Origin of the sequence: Xanthomonas euroxanthea (assembly GCF_900476395.1) — a bacterium.
Taxonomy (GTDB): domain Bacteria; phylum Pseudomonadota; class Gammaproteobacteria; order Xanthomonadales; family Xanthomonadaceae; genus Xanthomonas; species Xanthomonas euroxanthea.
The window spans coordinates 634,600-657,646 of sequence record NZ_UIHB01000001.1; the positions used below are offsets into that span (position 1 = coordinate 634,600).

A 23,047-nucleotide genomic window follows, 5' to 3' on the forward strand; every position below is an offset into this window, starting at 1 on the left:
TGAGGAGGCCCACCCATGTTCACCACCCTGGTTGCTGTCGTCGTCGCACTTGCGCTGGGCCACCTGGCGCCCGCCCAGGTGGCGCGGCTGCGGCGTTTCGAATGGTTCGGCCAGTGGCTACGCCGGCTGGACAGCCATGCGGCCGGGCGCGGTGCGTGGCAGGGGCGTTATGGCGTGCTGCTGGCACTGTTGCCGGCCCTGCTGGTGGTGGTGCTGCTGCAATGGCTGCTGGACGATGTGTGGCGCGGGTTCTGGGCATTGCTGTTCGGCGTGGCGGTGCTGGCCTGGACCTGGGGGCCGCGCGATCTGGACCGCGATGTGGAAGCGGTGATCGATGCCGACGCGCCGGCGTTGCGGCGTGAGGCCATCTCGCACCTGCAGGCCGCCGGCGGCAGCGTGCACGAAGATGCGCCGTCGCTGGTGGAAGCGGTGGTGGTCAACGGGCTGCGGCGCTGGTTCGCGGTGCTGTGGTGGTTCTTGCTGCTGGGGCCGTTCGGTGCGGTGCTGTACCGGCTCACGGCACTGGCGGTGGAAAGCCCGCTGTCGGTGCTGCTGCCGCCGCGCAACCTGGCCGGCGCGCGCTGGCTGCTGGCCGCGCTGGAATGGCCGGTGGCGCAGCTGATCACGGTGTCGATGGCGCTGGTGGGCAATTTCGACACGGTGTTTCGCGCCTGGCGGCAGGCACATGGCAACCGCTGGTCCCTGGAGCCGCATTTTCTCGGTGCGGTGGCGCGTGCCAGCGTCAGCGCCGAATTGCGCGAGGAAGCGCACGACTACACCGATGCAGGGCTGGTGCCGGTGTGGCGCCGCCTGCCGGAAGTGCGCGATGCGATGAGCCTGGTCTGGCGCGTGCTGCTGCTGTGGATGGTGGTGCTGGCGTTGCTGGTGATCGCCGGGTGGGTGCGTTAACACCAGGCCCGATTAGAGGCAGTTAATCACCTGTGCAATCGGTGATAGAAAGCTCAAGAGCATCGCCATTGACGTCCACGAAGAGCCGGCTTCCATCTTCGAACTGGATGACGACTTCGCCAGGTCGGTGACGTCTAACAGACTTAACAATCTTTCCGACTAGTAGCTCAGTGGCGTGCTCGGATTCTTGCTCTAAGTTCACAGATTTGATCCTTGCGGTCTAACCCGGCGCCAGCAAGGTAAACGGGTACCACGGCAAGTTTCTGGCAATCCAATACATCGGCAATGCCCATAACCAGAACTTCGGCTCGGACATGACGGCCACCACGGGTGCGAACCAGCGCGCGCGCCAGCCGGCCTTCCAGGCGACCAGGCCGGGCAGGGTGCACAGGCCGAGCACGGCGGCCGGGTTCATGGCGAAGGCGCCGGGCAGATCGAAGTGCACCAGCGCATACAGCGCGCGGGTCATGCCGCAACCGGGGCAATAGCAGCCGGTCACGGCACGGAACACGCAGGGCGGGAACGGGCTGTTGCTCGCGTTCGGATCGAAGCGATACAGCAACGACACGCCGAGAGCGGCCACGCTGGTGGCCGCCCCGAGTCCAAGCCAATGGCGTGGACGCAATTCCATTACTGCATGTGCTGTAACTGCTGCATGTAGTCCATGTAGCCCTGCATGCCGCCGGTGGCGACCACGCCGATGTTGATCAGCAGGCCGATCACGGCCAGCACGCTGGTCACGATGCACCAGGTCTTGGCGGTGTTGGAGGCACGCCGTGCGCCGTCGATGTCGCCCTGGTTGAGCAGGCCGTTGACCTTGCTGGAGAACACGATCGCCACGATGCCGGTGATCAGGGCCGGGCAGCACAGGCAGAAACCGAGCACGGTGGAGACGATCGCCCAGATCAGGTGATTGGGGACCGGGCCGGGTGCGGCGCTGGACGAGGGATGGATCGGCGGTGGGATGGCACTCATGGTGAAGCTCCTTGGGTGGTAAACAACAGCGAGATGTTGCAGCGCGTGGGGAAGGCAGCGATTGGCCGCGCAGGCAGCGTCCACCGGTCACGGCGAACGCGTCTGACACGGTGATGTGGCGTACGGCGACTTCCCCCCGGTCCTTCTTGTCGCGCCCGCTAGGCGAGCGCGGCGGCAATACGTGTAATGGCGCACAGGCTACTCGCGGCGCGCGACGGACGCAAAGCCCGTGCCGGCCGCACTCATGGCTGATCCTGGCGCAGTGCACGGACCTGCTGCTCGAGCAGCGCGGCGGTCGCCGCGTCGCCGGGAACCGCTGGGCCGGCGGCCACTTCGATATGCGCGCGGATCCGGCGCGGCACGCGCATGCGGCCCAGGCGGGTGTCGCGGCGGCTCCACATGCTCGACCACATGCCACGCAGCGCCATCGGAATCACCGGCACCTGGCGGCGCTGCAGGATCTTTTCCACGCCCGATTTGAACGCTGCGATCTCGCCATCCCGGGTCAAGGCGCCTTCGGGGAAGATGCACACCAGTTCGCCGTCGGCCAGCGCCGCGTCGATACGGTCGAAGGCCTGCTGCATCAGCGCGGGATCTTCACGCGCGCCGGCGATCGGGATCGCCTTGGCGGTGCGGAATATCCAGCGCATCACCGGGATGCGGAAGATCTTGTAGTACATGACAAAGCGCACCGGGCGCGGGATCACCGCCGACAGGATCAGCGCGTCCATGTAGCTGACGTGGTTGCACACCAGCAGCGCGGCGCCTTCCTCGGGCACATGGCGGTCGATCTCGCGCGCGCGCAGCCGGTACAGCACGCTCACCAGCACCCAGCTGAGAAAGCGCATCAGGAACTCGGGCACCAGGGTGAAGATCCACAGCGCCACCAGCGTATTGGCCAGCGCCAACGCCAGGAACACCTGCGGAATGCTCAGGCCCGGCAGCGGAATGCGCACGCCCAACAGCACCAGCTGCGGCAACTGCAGCGCGATGCCGATGATGGCGGCGGTGACGATGAACAGCGAATTCTGGATGTTGAGCCCGGCGATCACGCGCGAGAGTTCGGCCTTGGGCGTGCGGCTCTGGATCAACGCGAACAACGGCACCACGAACAGACCGGTGAACAGGCCGATGCCGACCAGATCCACGATCAGGCGCACGCTGCCGGCCTGCTGCACGAACTGGCCGATCGACAGATCGGTGGCGGGCGCAGCGCCGGGGCGTGCGAAATACAGGTCCAGCAGGAAGGCGCTGATGCCGAACGCGCCCAGCGGTACCAGGCCGATTTCGACGGTGCGCCCGGACAGCCGCTCGCACAGCAGCGAACCGACACCGGTGCCGATCGAAAACAGCGCCAGCGCGAACACGTACAGATCCTGCTGCCCGCCAAGATTGACCTGCGCGTAGGTGGGCAGCTGCGCGGTCAGCACGGTGCCGACGAACCAGAACCACGACACCCCGAGCACGGCGTTGCGTACCGCCGGCGTGCGCCGGGTCAGGCGCATGATGGCGCGCGATTCGGGGATCGGGTTCCAGTTGATCTTTAGCTCTGGCGCGCCGGCATCGACCTTGGGCACCAGCCGCGCGACCAGGTTGCCGGTGACGGCAATGGCAATCACCGCGGTGGCTGCGGCCTCCGGGCCGTGGCTGCCGGCGATCTGGAAGATCAGCCCGCCGAAGATCATGCCGCACAGGATCGAGATCGAGGTGCCCATCTCGACCAGGCCGTTGCCGCCGGTGAGTTCCTCGGGCTTGAGCACCGAAGGCAGGATGGAATACTTCACCGGCCCGAACAGCGTGGACTGCAGGCCGGTGCAGAACAGCGCAATCAGCAGGATCACCATGTTCTCGGTGAGAAAGCCCACCGCCGCCAGCGACATGATCGCGATCTCCATCGTGGTGGTGATCACGATGAGCTTCTGCTTCTCAAGCTTTTCGGCGATCTGCCCGGCCAGCGCGGAGAACAGGAAGTACGGCAGGATGAACAGTGCCGGCGCCAGATTGGTGTACAGCGTGCGCTGCGCCGCATCGATGCCCAGGTAGAACAACAGGCCGATGATGGCCTGCCGATAGACGTTGTCGTTGAAGGCGCCCAACGCCTGCACGGCGAAGAACGGCAAGAAGCGGCGCTGCCTGAGCAGGGCGAACTGACTGTGACCGGACATGCAGTTTCCTTTGCGAACGCGCGCAGCCTAGCAGGCTTCCACGGCGGGCTGGTGCATGCCGCTACGCGCGGCGCGGCGTGCGTGCCGATGGCGCGCGCCGCGCGGCCTGGGCGCGCAGCAGCGCCACGAAGGCGCGTGCGGCCGGGGTGGGGTCGGGCCGCCACACCGCATAGGTCGAAAAGCCGAAGCGCTCCTTCAGTGCGACCGTCACCACCCCGCGCATGGCCGCGGCCATGGTCTGCGGCACGATACCCACGCCCAGGTCGGCGGCGACCAGTTCGCGCATCAGATCGGCGTGGGTGACCTCGTATTGCTGGCGTTGCCGCAGGCCGGCCTGCGCGAAGGCCGCATCGACGATGCCGCGCACGCCAGCGCCGGCGATCAGCCCGGCCATCGGTTCGTCGTCCAGCTCGGCCAGCACCACCCGCTTGCGCGTGGCAAAGCGATGGCCGGGCGCCACGATCAGGGCCAGGGCCTCCTCGTGCAGCAGCAGCCGCTGGTCGGGCACCGCGACCTGCGGGCCGACACCGACCAGCGCCACGTCCAGCCGGCCTTCGCCCAGGTCGTGCAGCAGGGCCTCGCTCATGGCGGTGCGCAGGTGCACGTCCACCCGCGCATGCGCGTTGCGAAACGCGCGCAGCAGCGCCGGCAGCTGCACGGTGGTGAGCGAGGAAATCTGCCCCAGCGTGAGCTGGCCACGCACCGTGCCCAGGGCCTGGGCCATTTCCTCGTGCAGGCGCTCGGCCGCGCGCAAGGTGGCGCGGGCGTTGTGCAGGAATACCTCGCCGGCGGCGGTGGGCCGCACCTGACGGGTGCCGCGCTCGAACAGGCGTGCGCCAAGGGTCTGCTCGATCTTGGCGACCTGGTGGCTGAGCGCCGATTGCACGGTGTTGCAACGGCGCGCGGCGGCGGTGAAGCCGCCTTCCTCGGCCACGGCCACGGCGAACTCCAGTTGGCGCAGGGTCAGCATGCGATCTCAAAACGCGATGGACACAGTGAAAACAATACATTGGAAAGATGCCGCATCGCTGCGCACACTGCGCCCACTCCTTCAGCAGGCACCTGCCATGACCGTCGAACCGATTGCCCACCCGCCATTGCCGCGCCGGCTGGTGTTGCTGATGGCCGCCGCCACCGGGCTGGCGGTGGCGAGCAATTACTACGCGCAGCCCTTGCTGGAGACGCTGGCGCAGGCGTTCGGGATCCAGGTGCGCAGTGCCGGCGCGGTGGTGACTGCCGCGCAGCTGGCCTACGCGGCGGGGCTGCTGTTGCTGGTGCCGCTGGGCGACCGGCTGGAGCGGCGCGGGCTGATCGTCGGCCTGTTCGTGCTCAGTGCGCTGGGCCTGCTGGTGAGCGCCGTCTCTCACAGCTTCGGCATGTTGCTGGCCGGCACGATCGTCACCGGTGCCAGTTCGGTGGCGGCGCAGATCCTGGTGCCATTCGCCGCGACCCTGGCCGCCCCGCACGAGCGCGGGCGGGTGATCGGCACGGTGATGAGCGGCCTGTTGCTGGGCATCCTGCTGGCGCGCACCGCGGCCGGGGTGCTGGCCGGTGTTGGTGGCTGGCATACGGTGTACTGGATCGCCTCCGGCCTGTTGCTGGTCACCGCCTGGCTGCTGTGGCGCGGGCTGCCGCGGCACCCGGGCAATGCGCAGCTGTCGTATCCGCAGCTGGTGGGCTCGGTGCTGACGCTGCTGCGCGACGATGCGGTGCTGCGCGCGCGCGCGGTGCTGGGCGGGTTGATCTTTGCCGGCTTCAGCATGTTCTGGACCACGCTGGCGTTCCTGTTGTCCGGGCCCGCCTATGGCTATGGCACGGCGGTGATCGGGCTGTTCGGCCTGATCGGTGCGGCCGGCGCGCTGGCGGCCAACCGTTCCGGTCACTGGTCCGATCACGGCCATGGCGACCGTGTCAGCTGGGGCGGGCTGGTGATGCTGCTGCTGTCATGGGGATTGCTGGCGTTTGCGCCGCAGTCGATCGCGCTGCTGATCGTCGGCGTGCTGCTGCTGGATATCGCGGTGCAAGGCGTGCATATCGCCAACCAAAGCGTGATCTACCAGCGCAATCCGAACGCACGCAATCGCATCACCTCGGCCTACATCACCTGCTACTTCATCGGCGGTGCGGTGGGTTCCACGCTGGGCACGGCGGCCTATGCGCAGGCCGGCTGGAACGGTGTGGTGATCGGTGGGGCGGTACTGGCGGTGGCAGCGCTGGGCTGGGTGGGGCTGAGCGTGACGCGCAAGCAGTGGAAGTAGGTGCGGCTGCCGGAACGGCGCCGCGGCCACCGGATCAAGTGGCCTGCGCGCGCATCGCGGTGCGTCGGCATCGCCGCTCACATCGATGCGGCAGTGGCTGGGCGGCGCGCATGCGCACCGTGCACGCGCACCGCCGACGACGCACTAGGCCTTGCTGCTCGCCAGGCGCGGTGCGCCCTCTGCCGGCGCGGTGGTGACCGCCAGGGCCGCGGCACGCAGCTTGGGCAACAGCCGCAGCGTCAGTGCCAGCTGGTCGCGCACCAGGCGCTGCTTGGGCGGCAATTGCACGGCGTGCTGTTCCAGCGCTTCGGCGGTGGCGATTTCCTGGCTTTCGTCGTGCACCGGCAGCGGCTGGCGTTCGCGCAGGGCGGTGGCGATTTCACCCAGCGCGCGCTGCAGGTAGTCGCCGGCCTGCGCGATGGCGGGATCGTGTTCGCCATCGAGCGCGGCGCGATGCGCGCCAAGCGCGGACAGATAGCCGAGCAGGGTGTTGGACAGCGCCAGGAAGCGGAAGCCGGCGTCCAGGTTGCGCCGATAGCGGCCCGGTTCGCGCAGCATGTTGGACAAGGCCACCGACAACGCGGCATCGGCGTTGTGCATGTCGCGCCGGGCGATGCGGTAGGGCAGGTCGTCGCGCATGCCGCTGGCGTATTGCTCCAGCACCTGGGCCAAGTAGCGCGCGCAGCTGGCCAGCACCGTGGCCATCACCTGGTTGAGGCGGCGGCCCTGCCAGTCCGGCAGGATCAGGAACGAGGCGGCCGCGGCGATCGCGCAACCGATCAGCGTGTCGATCAGGCGCGGCCAGATCAGCACGAAGCCATCGCCGAGCAGGTTGAAGCAGAACAGCGCCATCACGGTGATGCCGGCGGTGGCCAGCATGTAGCGATCGGTGCGGGTGATGAAGAAGACCAGTGCGGCGGCCAGTGCCAGCAGCAGCTGCACTTCGGTGCCGGGAAACAGCTGCATCAACGCCCAGGTGGCGACCAGGCCGATCAGGGTGCCGGCGATGCGCTGCACCAGCCGCAGGCGGGTGGCGCCGTAATTGGGCCGGCACACGAAGGCGGTGGTGAGCAGGATCCAGTAGCCGTTGTCGGCATGGATGGACTGCATGATGGCGTAGCCGACCACCAGCGCGATGGCCATGCGCAGGCCGTGGCGGAACAGCACCGAGCCGGGCGTGAGTTGCTGCATCAGGCGCGCGCCCATTTCGCGCAAGGTATGCGGCGAGGAATCGCGCAGGCGGGTGTCGAGGTTGTCGCTGGTGGAGTCGGATTGCGCCGCTTCCGACAGCTTGCGTTCGATGCTCTGCAGGTTGGTCACCAGCAATTCCAGCGCGCCGAGCAGACGTGCGAGGGCGGGGTCGGCACGCGCGTGCAGGTAGTCCAGCGACTGGCGCAGGTCTTCGGTGGCCAGGCGACTGCTGTCGCCGTAGTCGAACGGCTGGCGCAGGAGGATCGCCTCGCCCAGGGCCGCGCAGGCCTTGCCCTGCAGCGCGAGCAGGCGCTGGCAGCGGTACAGCACGTCGCTGTGGAAGAACGCGTCGGTCAGCGCTTCGTAGGGATAGTGCGAGGAACTGGCGCGCTCGTGAAATTCCTGCGCCATGTAGTACAGGCGGAAATACAGGCCCGATTGCACGCCCGGCCGCCCCGAGCGGCCGAAGCGGCTCATGATCGCGGTCTTGGCGGCGTTGAGCGCGCCGACCACCTTGGCGTTCTGCTCGGCCAGCGCCAGCCGGCGTGCATGCAGGTCGCTCTGCCGCACCGGTTCGAACAGGTCGGCCTTGAGCCTGAGATAACGGCCCAGCTCGAAGAACAGCCGCGACAGCCGCTCGCGCACCGGGCGGTTGGCAAACAGCAGCGTCCACAGGATCGACAGCACGCCGTACCAGGTGGCGCCGATCAGCAGCAGCGCCGCGCCGTGCCAGGCGATCAACGGATCGTGGCTGCCGTGCTGGTCCATGCCGATCATGGCGTAGATCGACAAGGCCACGGTGGCCTGCGCGATCGAGGCGTAGCGCTCGCCCAGCGCGCCGAGCAAGGTCAGCGAGAAGGTCGCCACCGCCATGCCGGTCACGAACGCCAGCGGATACGGAAACAGCAGCACCACCGACGCGGCGGCGGCGGCGAAACACAGTAGCGACAGCAGCACCGACTTGATGCGGCCCAGCCAGTTGTCGTCGGTCTCGGCGATGGCGCTGGCGATGGCGCCCAGGAACAGCGCCGGCACCGCGGTGAGCTGCTGCCAGTGCCAGCACACGCCCATCGCCACTGCCAGCGCGATGAACACGCGCAGGCCATAGCTGGCCTTTTCATGGGCCCACAGGCGGCTCAGGCGGGTTTCGAAGGAGGGAGTGGCCACGGTCTCTGCAAGGCAAGGTGCCCGGGCATTATTGCCGCAGGCACGCGCCGCCGGGGTGGAGGGCGGCTAATTCTTTGTCAGTAGGGCAGCGTTTGTGCGGATTGGAGCCGATTGCGCGACGACGGTGCCTGCGCCGCAGCCCAGCTGCACGTGCCTGCGCGCAGCCGCGTGAGCTGCGCCTCCGGCCAACTGCACGGGCATGTATCGCGCTTGACGACCTTGCAACGTGTGGTTGCGAGTGCTCAGCCCTGTGCGTCGCGCTCGCGGGCGATCGCACGCCAGCCGATGTCGCTGCGCTGGAAGGCGCTGGCCCAGTGGATCGGCTGCAGGCCGGCATAGGCGTTGCGCTGCGCATCGCGCACCGTGTGGCCCAGCGCGGCAACGCACAGCACGCGGCCACCGGCGCTGACGACCTCACCGTTGGCATTTAGTGCAGTGCCGGCATGGAACACCTTGGCGGTGGCGGGCACGGCGTCCAGGCCGGTGATGACCTCGCCGGTGACCGGCGCCTCCGGGTAGGGCTTGGCCGCGATGACCACGCCCAGCGATGGACGCGGGTCCCAGTGCGCCTGCGCCTGGTCGAGCTTGCCGTCGATGGCGGCGTCGAGCAGGTCCACCAGGTCCGATTGCAGGCGCAGCATCACCGGCTGGGTCTCCGGGTCGCCGAAGCGCACGTTGAACTCGATCACCTTGGGCGCGCCCTGCGCATCGATCATCAGCCCGGCGTACAGGAAGCCGGTGAACGGCACGCCGTCGGCGATCATGCCCTGCACGGTCGGCTCGACCACCTCGCGCATCACCCGCGCGTGCACCTCGGGCGTGACCACCGGGGCCGGCGAATACGCGCCCATGCCGCCGGTATTGGGGCCGGTGTCGCCGTCGCCGACGCGCTTGTGGTCCTGGCTGGTGGCCATCGGCAAGGCGTGGGTGCCGTCGACCATGGAGATGAAGCTGGCTTCTTCGCCATCGAGGAATTCCTCGACCACCACGCGCGCGCCGGCATCGCCGAACGCATTGCCCGAGAGCATGTCGCGCACCGCGTCTTCGGCCTCGCCCAGCGTCATCGCCACGATCACGCCCTTGCCGGCGGCCAGGCCATCGGCCTTGACCACGATCGGCGCGCCTTTCTCGCGCACATAGGCCAGCGCTGCGTCCACCTCGGTGTGCACGGCGTAATACGCGGTAGGAATGCCATGACGGGCGAGAAAATCTTTCGCGAACGCCTTGCTGCCTTCCAGCTGCGCGGCCTTGGCAGTGGGCCCGAAGATGCGCAGGCCGGCGGCGTGAAAGCGGTCGACCACGCCCAGCACCAGCGGCACTTCCGGGCCGACCACGGTCAGCGCCACGGTTTCGCGCTGCGCCAGGGCGAGCAGGCCATCCAGATCATCGACCTTGATTGCCACATTGCGGCATTTGGTTTCGGTCGCGGTGCCGGCATTGCCGGGTGCCACCAGCACTTCGCTCACGCGTGCGGACTGCGCGATCTTCCAGGCCAGGGCATGTTCACGGCCGCCGGAGCCGATGACGAGGATTTTCATGTGAGTGCCGGGAATGGGGAATGGGGAATGGGGAATGGGAAAAGCAAAGTCTCTGGTTCTGCGGGCCGTACGGTGTGGAGTGGTATCTAGGGAACCGCTCTGCCGATTCCCGATTCCCAACTCCCCATTCCCGGCACGTCAGTGCCTGAAATGCCGCACGCCGGTGAACACCATCGCGATGCCGTGTTCGTCGGCGGCGGCGATCACTTCGCCGTCGCGCATCGAGCCGCCAGGCTGGATCACTGCCTGGATGCCGGCAGCGGCGGCGGCATCGATGCCGTCGCGGAACGGGAAGAACGCGTCCGACGCCATTACCGAGCCGGCCACCGTGAGCTTGGCCTCCTCGGCCTTGAGCGCGGCGATCTTGGCGCTGACCACGCGGCTCATCTGCCCGGCGCCGACACCAATCGTGCGGCTGTCCTTGGCGTAGACGATCGCGTTGGATTTGACGTACTTGGCCACGCGCCAGGCGAACAGCAGATCGCCCAGCTCGGCCTCGCTGGGCGCGCGCTGGGTGACCACGCTCAGCTCGCCCAGCGACATGCCGCGGTTGTCGGACGACTGCATCAGCAGGCCCGAGCCGATCCGCTTGGTGTCGTAGTTGTTGAGGCCGTTGCCGTGCGGGATCTTGAGCACGCGCACGTTGGCCTTCTTGGTCGCGTAGTCGAGCGCGCCGGGCTCGTAGTCCGGGGCGATCAGCACTTCGACGAACTGGCGGTCCAGGATGGCTTTCGCCGTTGCCGCATCGAGGGTCTTGTTGAAGGCCAGGATGCCGCCGAAGGCGCTGGTCGGGTCGGTGGCGTAGGCCAGCTCGTAGGCATCGCCGCAGGCCGCGCCCACCGCCACGCCGCAGGGGTTGGCATGCTTGACGATCACGCAGGCGGGCGCATCGAACTGGCGCACGCATTCCCATGCCGCATCCGCATCGGCCAGGTTGTTGTAGCTCAGCTCCTTGCCCTGCAACTGCTGGAAGGTGGCCAGCGTGCCCGGCACCGGATACAGGTCGCGGTAAAACGCGCCGGCCTGGTGCGGGTTCTCGCCGTAGCGCAGGTCCATCACCTTGACGAAGTTGGAATTGATCTGCGCCGGGAACGGGCTGCGCGTGGGCACCGCTTCGGCGCTGTCGGCCACGGCCGACAGGTAGTTGCTGATCGCCGCGTCGTACTGCGCCACGCGGTTGAACGCGGCCACCGACAGCGCAAAGCGCTTGGCCGCCGACAGCTGGCCGTCGTTGGCATCGAGTTCGGCCAGCAGCTCGGCGTACTGCGCCGGGTCGGTGGCCACCGCCACGCGGGCGAAGTTCTTCGCCGCCGAGCGCAGCATCGCCGGGCCGCCGATGTCGATGTTCTCCACCGCATCGGCCAGCGTGCAGTCGGCCTTGGCGGTCACCGATTCGAACGGATACAGGTTCAGCACCAGCAGGTCGATCGGCACGATGCCGTGTTCGGCCATCACTGCTTCATCGACGCCGGCGCGGCCGAGCAGGCCGCCGTGCACCAGCGGGTGCAGGGTCTTGACGCGGCCGTCCATCATCTCCGGAAACCCGGTCAGCTCGGCGACGTCGGTGACCGGCAGGCCCGCCTCGCGCAGCGCCTTGGCGGTGCCGCCGGTGGACAGCAGCGCGACGTTGCGCGCTGCCAGCGCGCGGGCCAGATCGACCAGGCCGGTCTTGTCGGAAACGGAGAGCAGGGCCCGGCGCACGGGCAGGAAATCAGAGGCCATTGGTGGGGGCTATCAAGGCGGGGCAGCCGATATTGTAGGCCGCACCGGCGCTCGAATGGGCTCGACTGCCCGTGATGGCGTCGATCCATGCGCGGGCAGGACACTTCCGGGCGCTGCTGCGGCCGATGCCGGGCACGCTGTCTCGCGGCGGCATCGGCGCCAGCCAGGTGATGCCCGCTGCGGCTGCAGCGTCGTTGCTGGTGGCCGCGCTGGTCGGTCGCGCGGGCCATGGCGGCGTGCGCGACCAGCTGGCCTCGGTCTGCGTCGCTGCCAAAGGTGGCGTTCCCTGTGATCTGCGACAGCGGGGCGCGAGTGCGTGGCGCACCTCGGTGCCCGGCTTGCAGCGATGCCGGGCACCCGATGACGCAGACGACGCGCTCCGGCCACAGGCGTGCCAGGCTTCGATCATCAGGTGATGCGTCGCAACGGGCGATACGTTCGACGCTGCGCGAACGTTGCATCGGCCAGGCAGACGGTTGCAACAGTGTCTGCTGCGCGCATTGCTGCGCGTGTTGCCTGACGCCAGTCACCGCTGCGGGCAGTCATCGCCACGATGAAACTGCCAACCGTGCATCGCCTGCAGGCGCGAATGGATCACGCACCTTGAATACACTGCATCTCAGTTGCAGCTTCGCTTGGCATTGCCACGCGACGCGGGGGGCTGTTTTCGCGGGCGATGGCGCTTCATCTGATGCCGGCATGCGTTCGCGACGCGATGCGGTGAGTGCGCGACACGTTCCTTGATTCGGCTTGTGCACTGACGAACACAATCCGGAGCCGGTCGCAGATTGATCAAAAAAACCGGTCCCTGTGCGTGGCGCACCCAGCTGTTCTTCGGGAATGCGCACCTGTCTTCCGCTGCGGCGACAGTGGCCACGCCGGGCTGACCGACGATCTGTGCTCGCTGACCGATTCGCTCAACCGGTTCACCAGCAACGACGCTCTCGGCGAGGCGTCCCGTCGCTAATTGCTGCAACGGCTGTCGCGCAGGAGCCAGCCTTGCCGTCACTCCCCGCTGCGTCTTGCCGTCACGGCCGTCCATGACCCTGCGATTCAAGCAAGACACCGCAGCGCGCGTGCGCCTGGTGGCGCTCGTCGATGACCAACCGCCGCAGTACCGCGACTGCCCTTGCCAATGGGCGGATCCGTCTCGCCATGACGGCGGGATGACCCGCATCCCTCGATTGGCCAGGGCATGCACGCCGGTTTGCGCAGCTGCCCGGAACATCCTTATGAGAGCAAGCCTATGAATCGCGAAAAAGTCCTGGCCTTACGCACCTGCACGAACAACATGTCCGATCATTGCGGACTGATCTGGCCGCAGTCCGGCAGTGTCGAATGCCGGCATTGGCAACCCACCATCAAGCAGGAAAACGGCTTGACCGGCCTGTTGTGGGGGCAGGGCACCAATGCGCATCTGAACATGCATGCCGATGCGCATTGGGTGGTCTGCATGGTGGATACCGCCGACATCATCTGGTTGGGCGAGGAGGGAATGATCAAGTTTCCCCGCGCCGAGGTGGTCTACGCCGGCAACCGTGCCGGCGCGATGCAGTGCATTGCCGCGGGCATTGCGCAGCACACCCCGCCCCAGCCGGAGCCGCCTGCAGTCGTTGCCGCGGACTTCATTCCCAAGGCAGCGCAGGCGCAGTTCACTGCGCCGGCCGTCGACAGCGGTGCGCCTTCCACCGCGCCACATCCAGTGGCGGCCAGCGGCATCGATCCACAGGCCGCACAGCCTTCGAATGCGATCTTGCGCACCCGCGAAATCGCCACCTATGGCAGCACGCTCACGGGCGCCGATCAGAGCCAGCTGATCGCCGGCTATGGAAGTACCGAGACTGCCGGTGACGGCAGCGAGTTGATCGCAGGCTACGGCAGCACCGGCGTGGCCGGATCCGACAGCACCATCGTTGCCGGCTACGGCAGTTCCCAGACCGCAGGCGGGGGCAGCACGCTGACGGCCGGCTATGGCAGCACCCAGACCGCGCGGCATGGCAGCGACCTGACCGCCGGTTACGGCAGCACGGAAACCGCGGGGGCAGACAGCTCGCTGATCGCAGGCTATGGCAGTACGCAAACCTCCGGCGGCGACAGCTCGTTGACGGCCGGTTACGGCAGCACCCAGACCGCGCAGAACGGCAGCGACCTCACTGCAGGCTACGGCAGCACCAGCACGGCGGGCACCGACAGCTCGCTGATCGCCGGCTACGGCAGCACCCAGACCTCCGGCGGGGAAAGCTCGCTGACGGCCGGCTACGGCAGCACGCAGACCGCGCAGGACGGCAGTGACCTCACCGCCGGCTATGGCAGCACCGGTACCGCAGGTGCCGACAGCTCCCTGATTGCCGGTTATGGCAGTACACAGACCTCCGGCAACGACAGCTCGCTGACCGCGGGCTACGGAAGTACCCAGACCGCGCGCAAGGGCAGCGACCTGACTGCCGGCTATGGCAGCACCGCAACCGCCGGTGCAGACAGCACCTTGATCGCAGGCTATGGCAGCACCCAGACCTCGGGCGGGGACAGTTCGCTCACTGCCGGCTATGGCAGCACGCAGACCGCGCGCAAGGGCAGCGACCTGACCACCGGTTACGGCAGTACTTCCACCGCGGGCGCGGACAGCACCTTGATCGCCGGGTATGGCAGCACGCAAACGTCAGGTGGGGAAAGTTCGCTCACTGCCGGCTACGGCAGTACGCAGACCGCACGCAGCGGCAGCGACCTGACCACCGGATACGGCAGCACCTCCACCGCCGGTGCCGACAGCACGCTGATTGCAGGCTATGGCAGCACGCAAACGTCCGGCGGCGACAGTTCACTCACTGCCGGCTATGGCAGCACGCAGACCGCACGCAANGGCAGCGACCTCACCACCGGCTACGGCAGCACCTCCACCGCCGGTGCCGACAGCACCTTGATTGCCGGGTACGGCAGCACGCAGACGTCAGGCGGCGACAGTTCACTCACTGCCGGCTATGGCAGCACGCAGACCGCACGCAAAGGCAGCGACCTGACCACCGGCTATGGCAGCACCTCCACTGCCGGTGCCGACAGCACGCTGATCGCCGGTTATGGCAGCACGCAGACCTCCGGTGGCGACAGCTCGCTCACTGCCGGCTATGGCAGTACGCAAACCGCACGCAAGGGCAGTGACCTCACCGCCGGTTACGGGAGCACTTCCACTGCCGGTTCGGACAGTTCACTGATCGCCGGCTATGGCAGCACGCAGACCGCCGGCTTCAAAAGCATCCTGACCACCGGCTATGGCAGCACCCAGACCGCGCAAGAGGGCAGCATGCTCACTGCCGGCTATGGCAGTTCTTCCACCGCCGGCTCGGACAGTTCGTTGATTGCCGGCTACGGCAGCACGCAGACCGCCGGTTTCAAGAGCATCCTCACTGCCGGCTACGGCAGCACGCAGACCGCGCAGGAGCGCAGCTCGCTCACGACCGGTTACGGCAGCACATCGACCGCAGGGCATGACAGTACGCTGATTGCCGGCTATGGCAGTACGCAGACCGCCGGCTACAAGAGCATTCTCACCACTGGCTATGGCAGTACCCAGACCGCGCAGGAAAGCAGTTCGCTGATTGCCGGCTACGGCAGTTCCTCCATGGCCGGCCCGGACAGCTCGCTGATCGCCGGCTATGGCAGTACCCAGACCGCCGGTTACGACAGCTTCCTGACGGCCGGTTACGGCAGTACCCAGACCGCGCAGAGCAGCAGCTGGTTGATCACCGGTTACGGAAGCACGTCCACCGCCAGCTTCCAGAGCTCGTTGATTGCCGGCTATGGCAGCACCCAGACGGCCGGTTACGAAAGTACCTTGACCGCCGGCTACGGCAGCACCCAGACCGCGCAGGAAATCAGCTGGCTCACCACCGGCTACGGCAGCACGCAAACGGCGGGGCATGGCAGCATCCTGACCGCCGGTTACGGCAGCAATTCCACGGCAGGTTACGAAAGTACCCTGATCGCGGGCTACGGCAGCACCCAGACCGCCGGTTACGAAAGCACCCTGACCGCCGGTTACGGCAGCACGCTGACCGCGCTGGAAAACAGCTCGCTCACTGCCGGCTACGGCAGTACCGAAATCGCCGGCTTTTCCAGCACCTTGATCGCCGGCTACGGCAGCAGCCAGACCGCCGGTGGCGACAGCACGCTGACCGCCGGCTACGGCAGCACGTTGATCGCGCAGGACAACAGCTCCCTGACTGCAGGCTACGGCAGCACCGAGACCGCAGGGCAGGACAGTTCGCTGATTGCCGGCTATGGCAGCAGCTTGACCAGCGGCGTGCGCAGCTATCTGACGGCCGGCTACGGCAGCAACCAGATCGCCAGCTATGGCAGCTCGTTGATCGCAGGGCACGAAAGCACCCAGATTGCCGGCCATCGCAGCATGCTGATCGCCGGCAAGCTGAGCTCGCAGACGGCCGGTTCGCGCAGCACGCTGATCGCCGGCATGGGCAGCGTGCAGACGGCGGGCGACCGCAGCAAGCTGATCGCTGGCGCCGACAGCACCCAGATCGCCGGCGACCGCAGCAAGTTGCTGGCCGGCAGCAACAGCTTCCTCACCGCCGGGGACCGCAGCAGGCTCACCGCAGGCGACGACTGCACGCTGATGGCGGGCGACCGCAGCAAGTTGACCGCGGGAAAGAACAGCATCCTGACGGCCGGCGCCAACAGCAGATTGATCGGCAGCCTGGGCTCCACCCTGACAGGTGGCGAAGACTCGGTGCTGATCTTCCGCTGCTGGGACGGCAAGCGCTATACCAACATCATCGCCAAGACCGGAGAAGAGGGCGTCGAGGCCGACACCGCCTACCAGGTGGACGAAGACAAGAACGTGGTCGAGAAGTTCGACGATCCGTTCGACACCATCGCCACCATCGTGCTGGAACAGGGCAGCGGGCCGGCGTCCGCAGGCGACCATGCAGCGGTGACGCACTTGCCGAACTGAGCAATCCCCTCGTCCGGGCGATCGGCGTTGCCGATCCAGCACTGCGGCCAACCGCCGAAGACGCGGCGGTTGGCCCAATCAGATGAAGAAGGCGCGCCATGCGCGGCACGCTGGGCGCGACGGAAGTCCTGCGCCAAGGCGTGGGATCAAGAGCGAACACTTTGGGCAGCCCGACCCGACATCAACACGCTGCGCATTCCACAACACGCAACGAGATCGTCCATCGGCCGCGTCATCACCAAGCGTGCCAGCGCAGCGCACTGCCAGCCCGCAGCACACCCCAACGCTCTAACGATTCCCCACTCCCAATTCCCGATTCCCGTCCTACGTCAACCCGTACTCTTTGAGCTTCTTGCGCAGCGTGGCACGGTGAATGCCCAGCATCGCCGCCGCGCGGCTCTGGTTGCCTTCGCAATGGTTGAGCACTTCCACGAACAACGGGATCTCCATCTCGCGCAGCACGATTTCGTACACATCGTCGGCGTCGCTGCCGTCCAGGTCGCGCAGATAACGGCGGACGGACTGGGCCACGTGTTCGCGCAGCGGCGACTTCGGGGCGCCACGACTGGTGTCAGGGCGAGAGGGGGCTGCGTTCAAAGGAGGGTTCCCAGTGTCACGAAGCCGGGACGCGTGGCCGGCGAGGGGGAGTGAGTCTAGCGCGTGACCTCACCGCTCGCCACGCCCGTGTGGCCATCGGTGCAGGTCGCGTCCGCTCAGCGGAAGTCGAAACTGAAGGCGGCGGTGCTCGCGGCCGGTTCGCGTACGGCAAACGCCACCTGCACCGCCTGGCCCGGCGCAAGCGTGTCCTGCGCGGCTGGCGGTTGACCCAGATACTCCTGCGGCGCCAGCACACGCGTGCCGATCACCCGCCCGTCGGCGTCGGACAACGACAGCTGCAGCCACGGCCAGGCCTGCGCCCAGCGTGCCTCGTTGCGGAAGCTGGCCTGGATCTGCAGCACGCCCGGCACCCCGGGCAGCGGGCGCACCTCGCGATTGAGCAAGGTCAGTGCGGCCGGCTCGCGCCAGGCCGGCAGGGTGCAGCGCGCCACCGTGCAGGCGGCGCTGACCAGCGGGCGCCAGCGCGCATCGGCGGCCAGCTGCGCGCGGTCGGCGATGACGATCTGCAAGGCCAGCAGGCCGACCAGCCCGAGCAGCAACGCCCACTGGCGGCCGCTGGCGCGCAGCCGTGGCCGGCTCAGCCCGCGGCGTGCGAATGCAGGCGCGGCCTGGGCCGGCAGCGGCTGGAACTGGGCGGGTGCCGCTGCCTTGGCAGCGTCTGCGTCGCTGCCGCTTGGCTCGGCGTCCGTGTCAGGATCGCTGCCGGACGCTGGCGTGGCGTCCGGCACGGATGCAGAGCCGGACGCAGCGGAGTGCGCGCGCTGCTGGTCTGCGCCGGCAATGCCGCCGGCCGCCACGCCATCCGGATGTGCGGAGGTCTGCTGTGCAGCGGGAGTGCCGGCGATCGCGGTGCGGGTGTCGCTGGGGCCGGCCGCTGAGCCTTCGGCAGGATCGCCGGGCAGCGGGCGCGCAGTTGCCGTGGTCCAGGCAGGCCGGTCCGGCGCGGTGGCATCCGCTGCGGCCTGGCCGGCATCGCTGCCTGGCAGGGGGATGTCCACCGGCGCAGGCTCGCTGCGCGGCGCGGTCACCAGCGGCTCGAAGGGCGGCGACACGCCCGGTGCCGCCGGTGCGGCCACCGGCTCGGTTGACGGCGCCGGCGCCAGTTCGCTGGCCGGCACCGGCGGCGCGGGCAGCGGCGGTTCGGCAGCAGGCACCACCGGGGTCGGCAGCAGCGATGGAGCCGCCGGCGTCGCACGCAGGAACGTGGCCAGGGGGCGGCGCGGTGGCGGAGTCTCGGACATCGGCAGGCGTGCAGCGGGAAGGGCTCTATTCAACCACGCGCACGCCAGCGGGCGAACCCGGGTGCGTCATGCGTGCGTGCGACACGCACCACAGGCGCCGATACCGCTTTCTATCGACTGCGGGCATGCATTCACCGGCTGGCCGACCGTCGTGCCACTGTCAGCGCCCTGTCCCGGCCAAGGGCCGCATTCCAGCAACGTCCGCATTCCAGCCAATATGCAAACCGAATTGCCGGCGCCACGTCATCCGAATCCGCTTGGGTTAGCTGCCAACTCAGAGCGCGCCCGCGCAGTTGCGGCCAAAGGCCGTGTTCCAGCCCACAAGCGGAAGTCCCGGCGCCACATCATCCGCATCCGATTGGGCTAGCTGCCAACTCCGAGCTTGCCTTCCGAATGACGCCCGAGCAGCCTGCCCCCGATTCCCGATTCCCGATTCCCGATTCCCGATTCCCGACTCAACGCCTGCGCCGCGTCTTGCCCTCGGCCAGCAGCAGATCGAGCAGGCCGCTGCGCTGGCGCGGGGCCAGCGTGTCGAAGCGGTTCAGCAGCACGCGTTGCTGGTCGTCCAGGTGGCGGTACTGCGCCGGCTCTTCGGCGATCGCCGGCACCGGCGGGCCGAAGGTCCGCTCGCCGCGGCCGGTGGCCAGGTATTCGAAGGCCATGCCGCTGCGCCTGGCCAGGCCGATCAGGTTTTCCACCGAGGGCGCGGTGCCTTCGGCCATCTCCCACTGCGCCACTGCGCTGCGGGTCACGCCCAGTTCGCCGGCCAGGGCTTCCTGGGTCAGCTTGGTCAGCGCGCGGGCTTCGCGGACGCGTTCGTACAACTTGCTCACACGGCACCGTGAGTGGGAACGGGCCGGGAGATATAGCCCTAGCAGCAAACAGGGATAGTTCGTATAACTTTCATATGTCGATATGTTTGCGATACTGTCGGCACGTCAATGATGACGGGATCACAGCGAACTCAAGGAGGATGTCCATGGTCGAGCCAGCCGCTCCCGACACCGCCCGCCCCAGCACGCCGGCAACGCCGCCAGCCAGGCCGCCAGCCGCTCCGCCAACTGCCGCATGGCCGGCACACTCGCCACTGGATCCGGCGATCAACCACTTTCGTGGTGCACCGTGCTACCAGGTCTGGCGGCGCCATGACGCGTGGACCGCCGTCGCCGACGGCACGCAGTGGTCGGCCGGGCTGGCGCCACGGTGGTGGGCGCTGCGCCAGCGGCACTGGCGGCTGCTGGCGACGGGGATGGGCTTGCTGGCGCTGGCCGGCGGCGTGGCGAGCCTGGGCCTGCAGGCGTGGTCGCTCCCGGCCTGGGCGGCGGTGCTGCTGGCCGAGCTGGGCTTGCGTGTCCGTGTGGCTAGGCAGGCCGGGCCGTGGCGCAGCGCGGCGCTGCAGCGCGCCGGCTGGCAGCCGGTGACCCGGCTGCGCGCCATCAGCGTGGCCGATGCAGTGACCACCGCGCAGATCCGCGCCGGCCGGCCGCCGCGCTGACGCGAGGCGGCGTCAGTGGCGGCGCACGCCGTCGATGCGCATCCAGTCTTCGTCGCGTTCGCAGCGCAGTTGCTCGAACCAGGGCGCGTAGCGTTGCAGCAGCTCCTCTTCCTGGCCGTGCAGGATGCCCGACAAGGCGATCCGCCCGCCCGGCGCCACGCGTGCGGACAAGGTGTCGGCCAGCGCATCCAGTGCCGACGCCAGGATGTTGGCAACCACCACCGGATAGGTCTGCACCGGCTCGTCCTGCGGCAGGTACACCGCCAGCTGCGCCTGCAGGGCGTTGCGCTCGGCATTATCGGCGGTGGCCAGCAACGCCTGCGGGTCGTTGTCCACGCCCACCGCGCTGGCGGCGCCCAGCTTCAGCGCGGCGACGGCGAGAATGCCCGAGCCGCAGCCGAAATCCAGCACGCTGCGGCCCTGCAGCTCGCCACTGCCGGCCAGGCTGTCCAGCCAGCGCAGGCACAGCGCGGTGGTCTGATGCGTGCCCGAGCCGAACGCCAGGCCCGGATCCAGGCGGATCACCGCCGCGTCGGGCGCTTGCGCGGCCTCGGGCAGCGCGTGATTCCACGGCACGATGAAGGTGCGCGCGCCGAACTGCATCGGCTTGAACTGATCCATCCAGGCGCGTTCCCAGTCGCTGTCGTCGACCGTGCGGAACGCGACCTGGCTCCAGTCCAGCCCGGGATCGAACGCCTCCAGCGCGGCGAGCAGCACCAGCGCATCGCTGTCGCCGTCGAACAGCGCATTCAGCACCATCGTGTTCCACAGCGGCGTTTCGCCAACGCCGGGTTCGAGAATGGCGCGCTCGTTGCTGGTGTCGGCATTGGCGTCGAGCAGCGTCACCGCCAGCGCGCCGATATCGTCCAGCGCATTCTGGTAACGGGGCTGGGTGGCATCGGAGCAGGGCAGGGTCAGTTCAAGAAACGGCATCGTGGCGGTCGGGCAATTCGAAAGCGTGCATCGTAGACCATTCATGCAGGTGGACTCCTGCGCGACGGGGGCTGAATAAGCAGACGCATCGCGTGCGTGATACGGCGGATTCCGTCGCCTGAGCGGTGCAATCTGCGGCTGCAGTGCGGTGCCGCCGGCAACTGCTGGCGCTTGACGTGGACGTGGCGGCAACCAAACGCCTGCCGTGCGCCACTCACACCACACGCGCGCAGATCCCCCTCCTCATGCAGTCCACCTTCCGCTGTCTGCACCGGCAGCGTCCGCTTGCGCGCTAGCGCGTGCGAATGCGGGTGCTAGACTCCGCGCCGTCGCTGCGGGGCTTTCCGCAGCAGGGTCGCCGCCGTCCATGCCGTTTGCTCGTTCCCGCCATCTGTGGCTGTTGCTGGCTCCCGTCGCGCTCGCGGCGGCGTGGTGGCATGTGCGCGCGCAACCGGACGATCTGCCAGCTGCGGCGCCGTCAGCGGCGGCAGTCACTGCCCGCGCAGGCGCGCTTGTATCGACGGCGCACGCGCCTGCCGAACGCGGCACTGCCCTGCAGCTGCCCTACCGCGATGCGGTGGACGCGCAGCCGGACCTGTACCGCTATGCACAGCAATTGCAGCAGCAGGTGCGCGCCGGTGATGCGCAGGCGGGGTGGCGCCTGAGCCGTGTCTACGATTACTGCGCGCCGTATGCGTCCAGCCCGGCCGGCTATGCCGCCGACAGCGCATGGATCGCCGCCCAACACACGCCGGGGGTGGTGGCGATGCACGCCGCGCGCACGCGCGTGGCGCAACGCTGCGCCGGCTTTGCGCCCAGCGATGGCCTGAGCCCACGGCTGGTGGCGCAGCAACGCCAGGCAGCCGCGCGTGCGGGCAACCTGGCGGCCGAGGCGGCATTGCTGGCGCTGGGCGAGCCGCTGCAGCGCGCGCCCAGCTACAGGCGCGCGCTGGTGCAGCGCGTGCTGGCCTCGCGTGATCCGGAGGCCTACCTGGCGCTGGCGCCGGCGATGGGCGCGCGCGCCAGTGGCGATGACAGCCTGGCCGGCTATGTGGCCGGCGATCAGTTCGCCGAGCTGGCCTGGCAGGTGGCCGCGTGCCGGCTGGGGCTGGACTGCAGCGCAGACAGCACCCTGGTCACCAGTTATTGCGCCAACGCGGGCATCTGCTCGCGCGACAGCGCACAGGATTTCGTGTCGTTCGTATTCGATGCCGCGGTGCCGCGGCAGGGAGCAGACAGAGTGGATGAGATGGTCGATGCCTTGGTCTCCGAGCCGGGAGCGCAGTCATGAATTACCGTCGCCTGGCGCACGGCGCCAAGTTCTGGTTCTGGGTCGCGTTGTTCGTGGCGTATTCGGCCGCGGCCGTGGGCATCGTGATGATCGACACCGCCGATCACCGCTACCAGCCGCTGTCGGTCAAGTCCACCACGGTCACCGCCGACGAGCAGCAGCGACGGCATGGCGCCAGCCAGGTGGCCGCGGTGTACCGCGCCAGCAGCGCGATGCCGTTTTCGACCTTGCCGGCCGGCTCCACGTTCCAGGTGGTATGGCCCGATGGTTCCACCGAAACCATGACCGTGGTCGACCCGGCCTCCTCCAGCGGCATCGTGCCGGTGCCGGGCAGCCAGCAGCCTGCGCCGCGGCGCTGAGCGATGCAGCGCATCGCGCTCCGATGCGGGTGCGATGCGCATCCGCGCGGACGACAAGATCTGCGCAGCGGATCCGGTCGCACCCCGGATCCTGTAGGAGCGCACCTGGGCGCGACGAGGTTCCACCGATAAGGCGCGGTCGCGCCCGGGTGCGCTCCTACGCATGGGTCGGCTGGCCGCGTGCCTGGCCTGCGTGAGGCACTGCCGGCGCGATGCACCGGG

At 68.3% G+C, this 23,047-nt stretch carries 18 protein-coding genes; 7 read left to right on the forward strand and 11 right to left on the reverse strand.

Annotated features, from left to right (window positions below; all coding sequences use genetic code 11):
• Positions 1 to 15: 15 nt before the first annotated feature.
• A complete protein-coding gene (locus tag CPBF1521_RS02745) occupies positions 16 to 909 on the forward strand; it encodes a hypothetical protein (RefSeq protein WP_115675820.1) in 894 nt (297 codons plus the stop codon).
• 220 nt (positions 910 to 1,129) lie between these two features.
• Here the strand turns inward: CPBF1521_RS02745 and CPBF1521_RS02755 are convergent, their stop codons facing one another.
• The 4 genes from CPBF1521_RS02755 to CPBF1521_RS02770 all read right to left on the reverse strand — a co-directional run bounded on the left by CPBF1521_RS02755 (position 1,130) and on the right by CPBF1521_RS02770 (position 5,019).
• Positions 1,130 to 1,540 carry a DUF2752 domain-containing protein gene (locus CPBF1521_RS02755; protein WP_115675821.1) on the reverse strand — a complete coding sequence of 137 codons (411 nt, stop codon included), beginning with the start codon at positions 1,538 to 1,540 and terminating at the stop codon, positions 1,130 to 1,132.
• Entirely contained in the window at positions 1,540 to 1,884 is a 345-nt protein-coding gene (locus CPBF1521_RS02760; RefSeq protein ID WP_104583533.1) for a CD225/dispanin family protein, read from the reverse strand. The genes CPBF1521_RS02755 and CPBF1521_RS02760 overlap by 1 nt, the downstream gene beginning before the upstream one ends.
• Before the next feature lie 242 nt (positions 1,885 to 2,126).
• A complete protein-coding gene (locus CPBF1521_RS02765; protein ID WP_115675822.1) occupies positions 2,127 to 4,049 on the reverse strand; it encodes an MFS transporter in 1,923 nt (640 codons plus the stop codon).
• A 61-nt stretch (positions 4,050 to 4,110) separates the two neighbouring features.
• Positions 4,111 to 5,019 carry a LysR family transcriptional regulator gene (locus CPBF1521_RS02770; RefSeq protein WP_115675823.1) on the reverse strand — a complete coding sequence of 303 codons (909 nt, stop codon included), beginning with the start codon at positions 5,017 to 5,019 and terminating at the stop codon, positions 4,111 to 4,113.
• Between the two features lie 97 nt (positions 5,020 to 5,116).
• Between CPBF1521_RS02770 and CPBF1521_RS02775 the strand changes: the two genes are divergently transcribed.
• The gene (locus CPBF1521_RS02775; protein WP_115675824.1) at positions 5,117 to 6,307 is read left to right on the forward strand and encodes an MFS transporter; all 1,191 of its coding nucleotides are present in this window, start codon (positions 5,117 to 5,119) and stop codon (positions 6,305 to 6,307) included.
• A gap of 144 nt (positions 6,308 to 6,451) precedes the next feature.
• Here CPBF1521_RS02775 and yccS read toward each other — a convergent pair whose 3' ends face one another.
• The 3 genes from yccS to purH all read right to left on the reverse strand — a co-directional run bounded on the left by yccS (position 6,452) and on the right by purH (position 11,925).
• Positions 6,452 to 8,665, reverse strand: coding sequence for a YccS family putative transporter (yccS, locus tag CPBF1521_RS02780; protein ID WP_115675825.1), 2,214 nt, complete (start codon positions 8,663 to 8,665; stop codon positions 6,452 to 6,454).
• A gap of 242 nt (positions 8,666 to 8,907) precedes the next feature.
• Positions 8,908 to 10,203 carry a phosphoribosylamine--glycine ligase gene (purD, locus tag CPBF1521_RS02785; RefSeq protein ID WP_115675826.1) on the reverse strand — a complete coding sequence of 432 codons (1,296 nt, stop codon included), beginning with the start codon at positions 10,201 to 10,203 and terminating at the stop codon, positions 8,908 to 8,910.
• Positions 10,204 to 10,341: 138 nt separating this feature from the next.
• Positions 10,342 to 11,925, reverse strand: coding sequence for a bifunctional phosphoribosylaminoimidazolecarboxamide formyltransferase/IMP cyclohydrolase (purH, locus tag CPBF1521_RS02790; RefSeq protein WP_115675827.1), 1,584 nt, complete (start codon positions 11,923 to 11,925; stop codon positions 10,342 to 10,344).
• 74 nt (positions 11,926 to 11,999) lie between these two features.
• Between purH and CPBF1521_RS21850 the strand changes: the two genes are divergently transcribed.
• Positions 12,000 to 12,341, forward strand: coding sequence for a hypothetical protein (locus tag CPBF1521_RS21850; RefSeq protein ID WP_115675828.1), 342 nt, complete (start codon positions 12,000 to 12,002; stop codon positions 12,339 to 12,341).
• An 830-nt stretch (positions 12,342 to 13,171) separates the two neighbouring features.
• Positions 13,172 to 16,888 carry an Ice nucleation protein gene (locus tag CPBF1521_RS02800; protein WP_115675829.1) on the forward strand — a complete coding sequence of 1,239 codons (3,717 nt, stop codon included), beginning with the start codon at positions 13,172 to 13,174 and terminating at the stop codon, positions 16,886 to 16,888.
• A gap of 324 nt (positions 16,889 to 17,212) precedes the next feature.
• Here CPBF1521_RS02800 and fis read toward each other — a convergent pair whose 3' ends face one another.
• The 3 genes from fis to CPBF1521_RS02815 form a co-directional block, all read right to left on the reverse strand.
• A complete protein-coding gene (gene fis / locus CPBF1521_RS02805) occupies positions 17,213 to 17,485 on the reverse strand; it encodes a DNA-binding transcriptional regulator Fis (protein WP_002804983.1) in 273 nt (90 codons plus the stop codon).
• 116 nt (positions 17,486 to 17,601) lie between these two features.
• Positions 17,602 to 18,747, reverse strand: coding sequence for a DUF3426 domain-containing protein (locus CPBF1521_RS02810; RefSeq protein ID WP_115675830.1), 1,146 nt, complete (start codon positions 18,745 to 18,747; stop codon positions 17,602 to 17,604).
• A 455-nt stretch (positions 18,748 to 19,202) separates the two neighbouring features.
• Positions 19,203 to 19,580 carry a helix-turn-helix transcriptional regulator gene (locus tag CPBF1521_RS02815; RefSeq protein ID WP_104583543.1) on the reverse strand — a complete coding sequence of 126 codons (378 nt, stop codon included), beginning with the start codon at positions 19,578 to 19,580 and terminating at the stop codon, positions 19,203 to 19,205.
• A 140-nt stretch (positions 19,581 to 19,720) separates the two neighbouring features.
• Here CPBF1521_RS02815 and CPBF1521_RS02820 point away from each other — a divergent pair, with 140 nt between their 5' ends.
• Positions 19,721 to 20,242, forward strand: coding sequence for a hypothetical protein (locus CPBF1521_RS02820; protein WP_115675835.1), 522 nt, complete (start codon positions 19,721 to 19,723; stop codon positions 20,240 to 20,242).
• Between the two features lie 12 nt (positions 20,243 to 20,254).
• Here CPBF1521_RS02820 and prmA read toward each other — a convergent pair whose 3' ends face one another.
• A complete protein-coding gene (prmA, locus tag CPBF1521_RS02825; protein ID WP_039509979.1) occupies positions 20,255 to 21,175 on the reverse strand; it encodes a 50S ribosomal protein L11 methyltransferase in 921 nt (306 codons plus the stop codon).
• A gap of 367 nt (positions 21,176 to 21,542) precedes the next feature.
• Here prmA and CPBF1521_RS02830 point away from each other — a divergent pair, with 367 nt between their 5' ends.
• Both CPBF1521_RS02830 and CPBF1521_RS02835 read left to right on the forward strand, forming a co-directional pair.
• Positions 21,543 to 22,466, forward strand: coding sequence for a hypothetical protein (locus CPBF1521_RS02830; RefSeq protein WP_115675837.1), 924 nt, complete (start codon positions 21,543 to 21,545; stop codon positions 22,464 to 22,466).
• Complete coding sequence (locus CPBF1521_RS02835; RefSeq protein WP_104534522.1) at positions 22,463 to 22,825, forward strand: hypothetical protein; 363 nt, start codon at positions 22,463 to 22,465, stop codon at positions 22,823 to 22,825. The genes CPBF1521_RS02830 and CPBF1521_RS02835 overlap by 4 nt, the downstream gene beginning before the upstream one ends.
• Positions 22,826 to 23,047: the final 222 nt, after the last annotated feature.

Coding starts and splice junctions, on each gene's coding strand:
- CPBF1521_RS02745 (WP_115675820.1), top strand. CDS start 16: ATGTTCACCACCCTGGTTGCTGTCGTCGTCGCACTTGCGCTGGGCCAC.
- CPBF1521_RS02835 (WP_104534522.1), top strand. CDS start 22,463: ATGAATTACCGTCGCCTGGCGCACGGCGCCAAGTTCTGGTTCTGGGTC.
- CPBF1521_RS02765 (WP_115675822.1), bottom strand. CDS start 4,049: ATGTCCGGTCACAGTCAGTTCGCCCTGCTCAGGCAGCGCCGCTTCTTG.
- CPBF1521_RS02755 (WP_115675821.1), bottom strand. CDS start 1,540: ATGGAATTGCGTCCACGCCATTGGCTTGGACTCGGGGCGGCCACCAGC.
- purH (WP_115675827.1), bottom strand. CDS start 11,925: ATGGCCTCTGATTTCCTGCCCGTGCGCCGGGCCCTGCTCTCCGTTTCC.
- CPBF1521_RS02820 (WP_115675835.1), top strand. CDS start 19,721: ATGTCCATGGTCGAGCCAGCCGCTCCCGACACCGCCCGCCCCAGCACG.
- CPBF1521_RS02830 (WP_115675837.1), top strand. CDS start 21,543: ATGCCGTTTGCTCGTTCCCGCCATCTGTGGCTGTTGCTGGCTCCCGTC.
- CPBF1521_RS02810 (WP_115675830.1), bottom strand. CDS start 18,747: ATGTCCGAGACTCCGCCACCGCGCCGCCCCCTGGCCACGTTCCTGCGT.
- CPBF1521_RS02770 (WP_115675823.1), bottom strand. CDS start 5,019: ATGCTGACCCTGCGCCAACTGGAGTTCGCCGTGGCCGTGGCCGAGGAA.
- CPBF1521_RS02760 (WP_104583533.1), bottom strand. CDS start 1,884: ATGAGTGCCATCCCACCGCCGATCCATCCCTCGTCCAGCGCCGCACCC.
- CPBF1521_RS21850 (WP_115675828.1), top strand. CDS start 12,000: ATGGCGTCGATCCATGCGCGGGCAGGACACTTCCGGGCGCTGCTGCGG.
- CPBF1521_RS02775 (WP_115675824.1), top strand. CDS start 5,117: ATGACCGTCGAACCGATTGCCCACCCGCCATTGCCGCGCCGGCTGGTG.
- prmA (WP_039509979.1), bottom strand. CDS start 21,175: ATGCCGTTTCTTGAACTGACCCTGCCCTGCTCCGATGCCACCCAGCCC.
- purD (WP_115675826.1), bottom strand. CDS start 10,203: ATGAAAATCCTCGTCATCGGCTCCGGCGGCCGTGAACATGCCCTGGCC.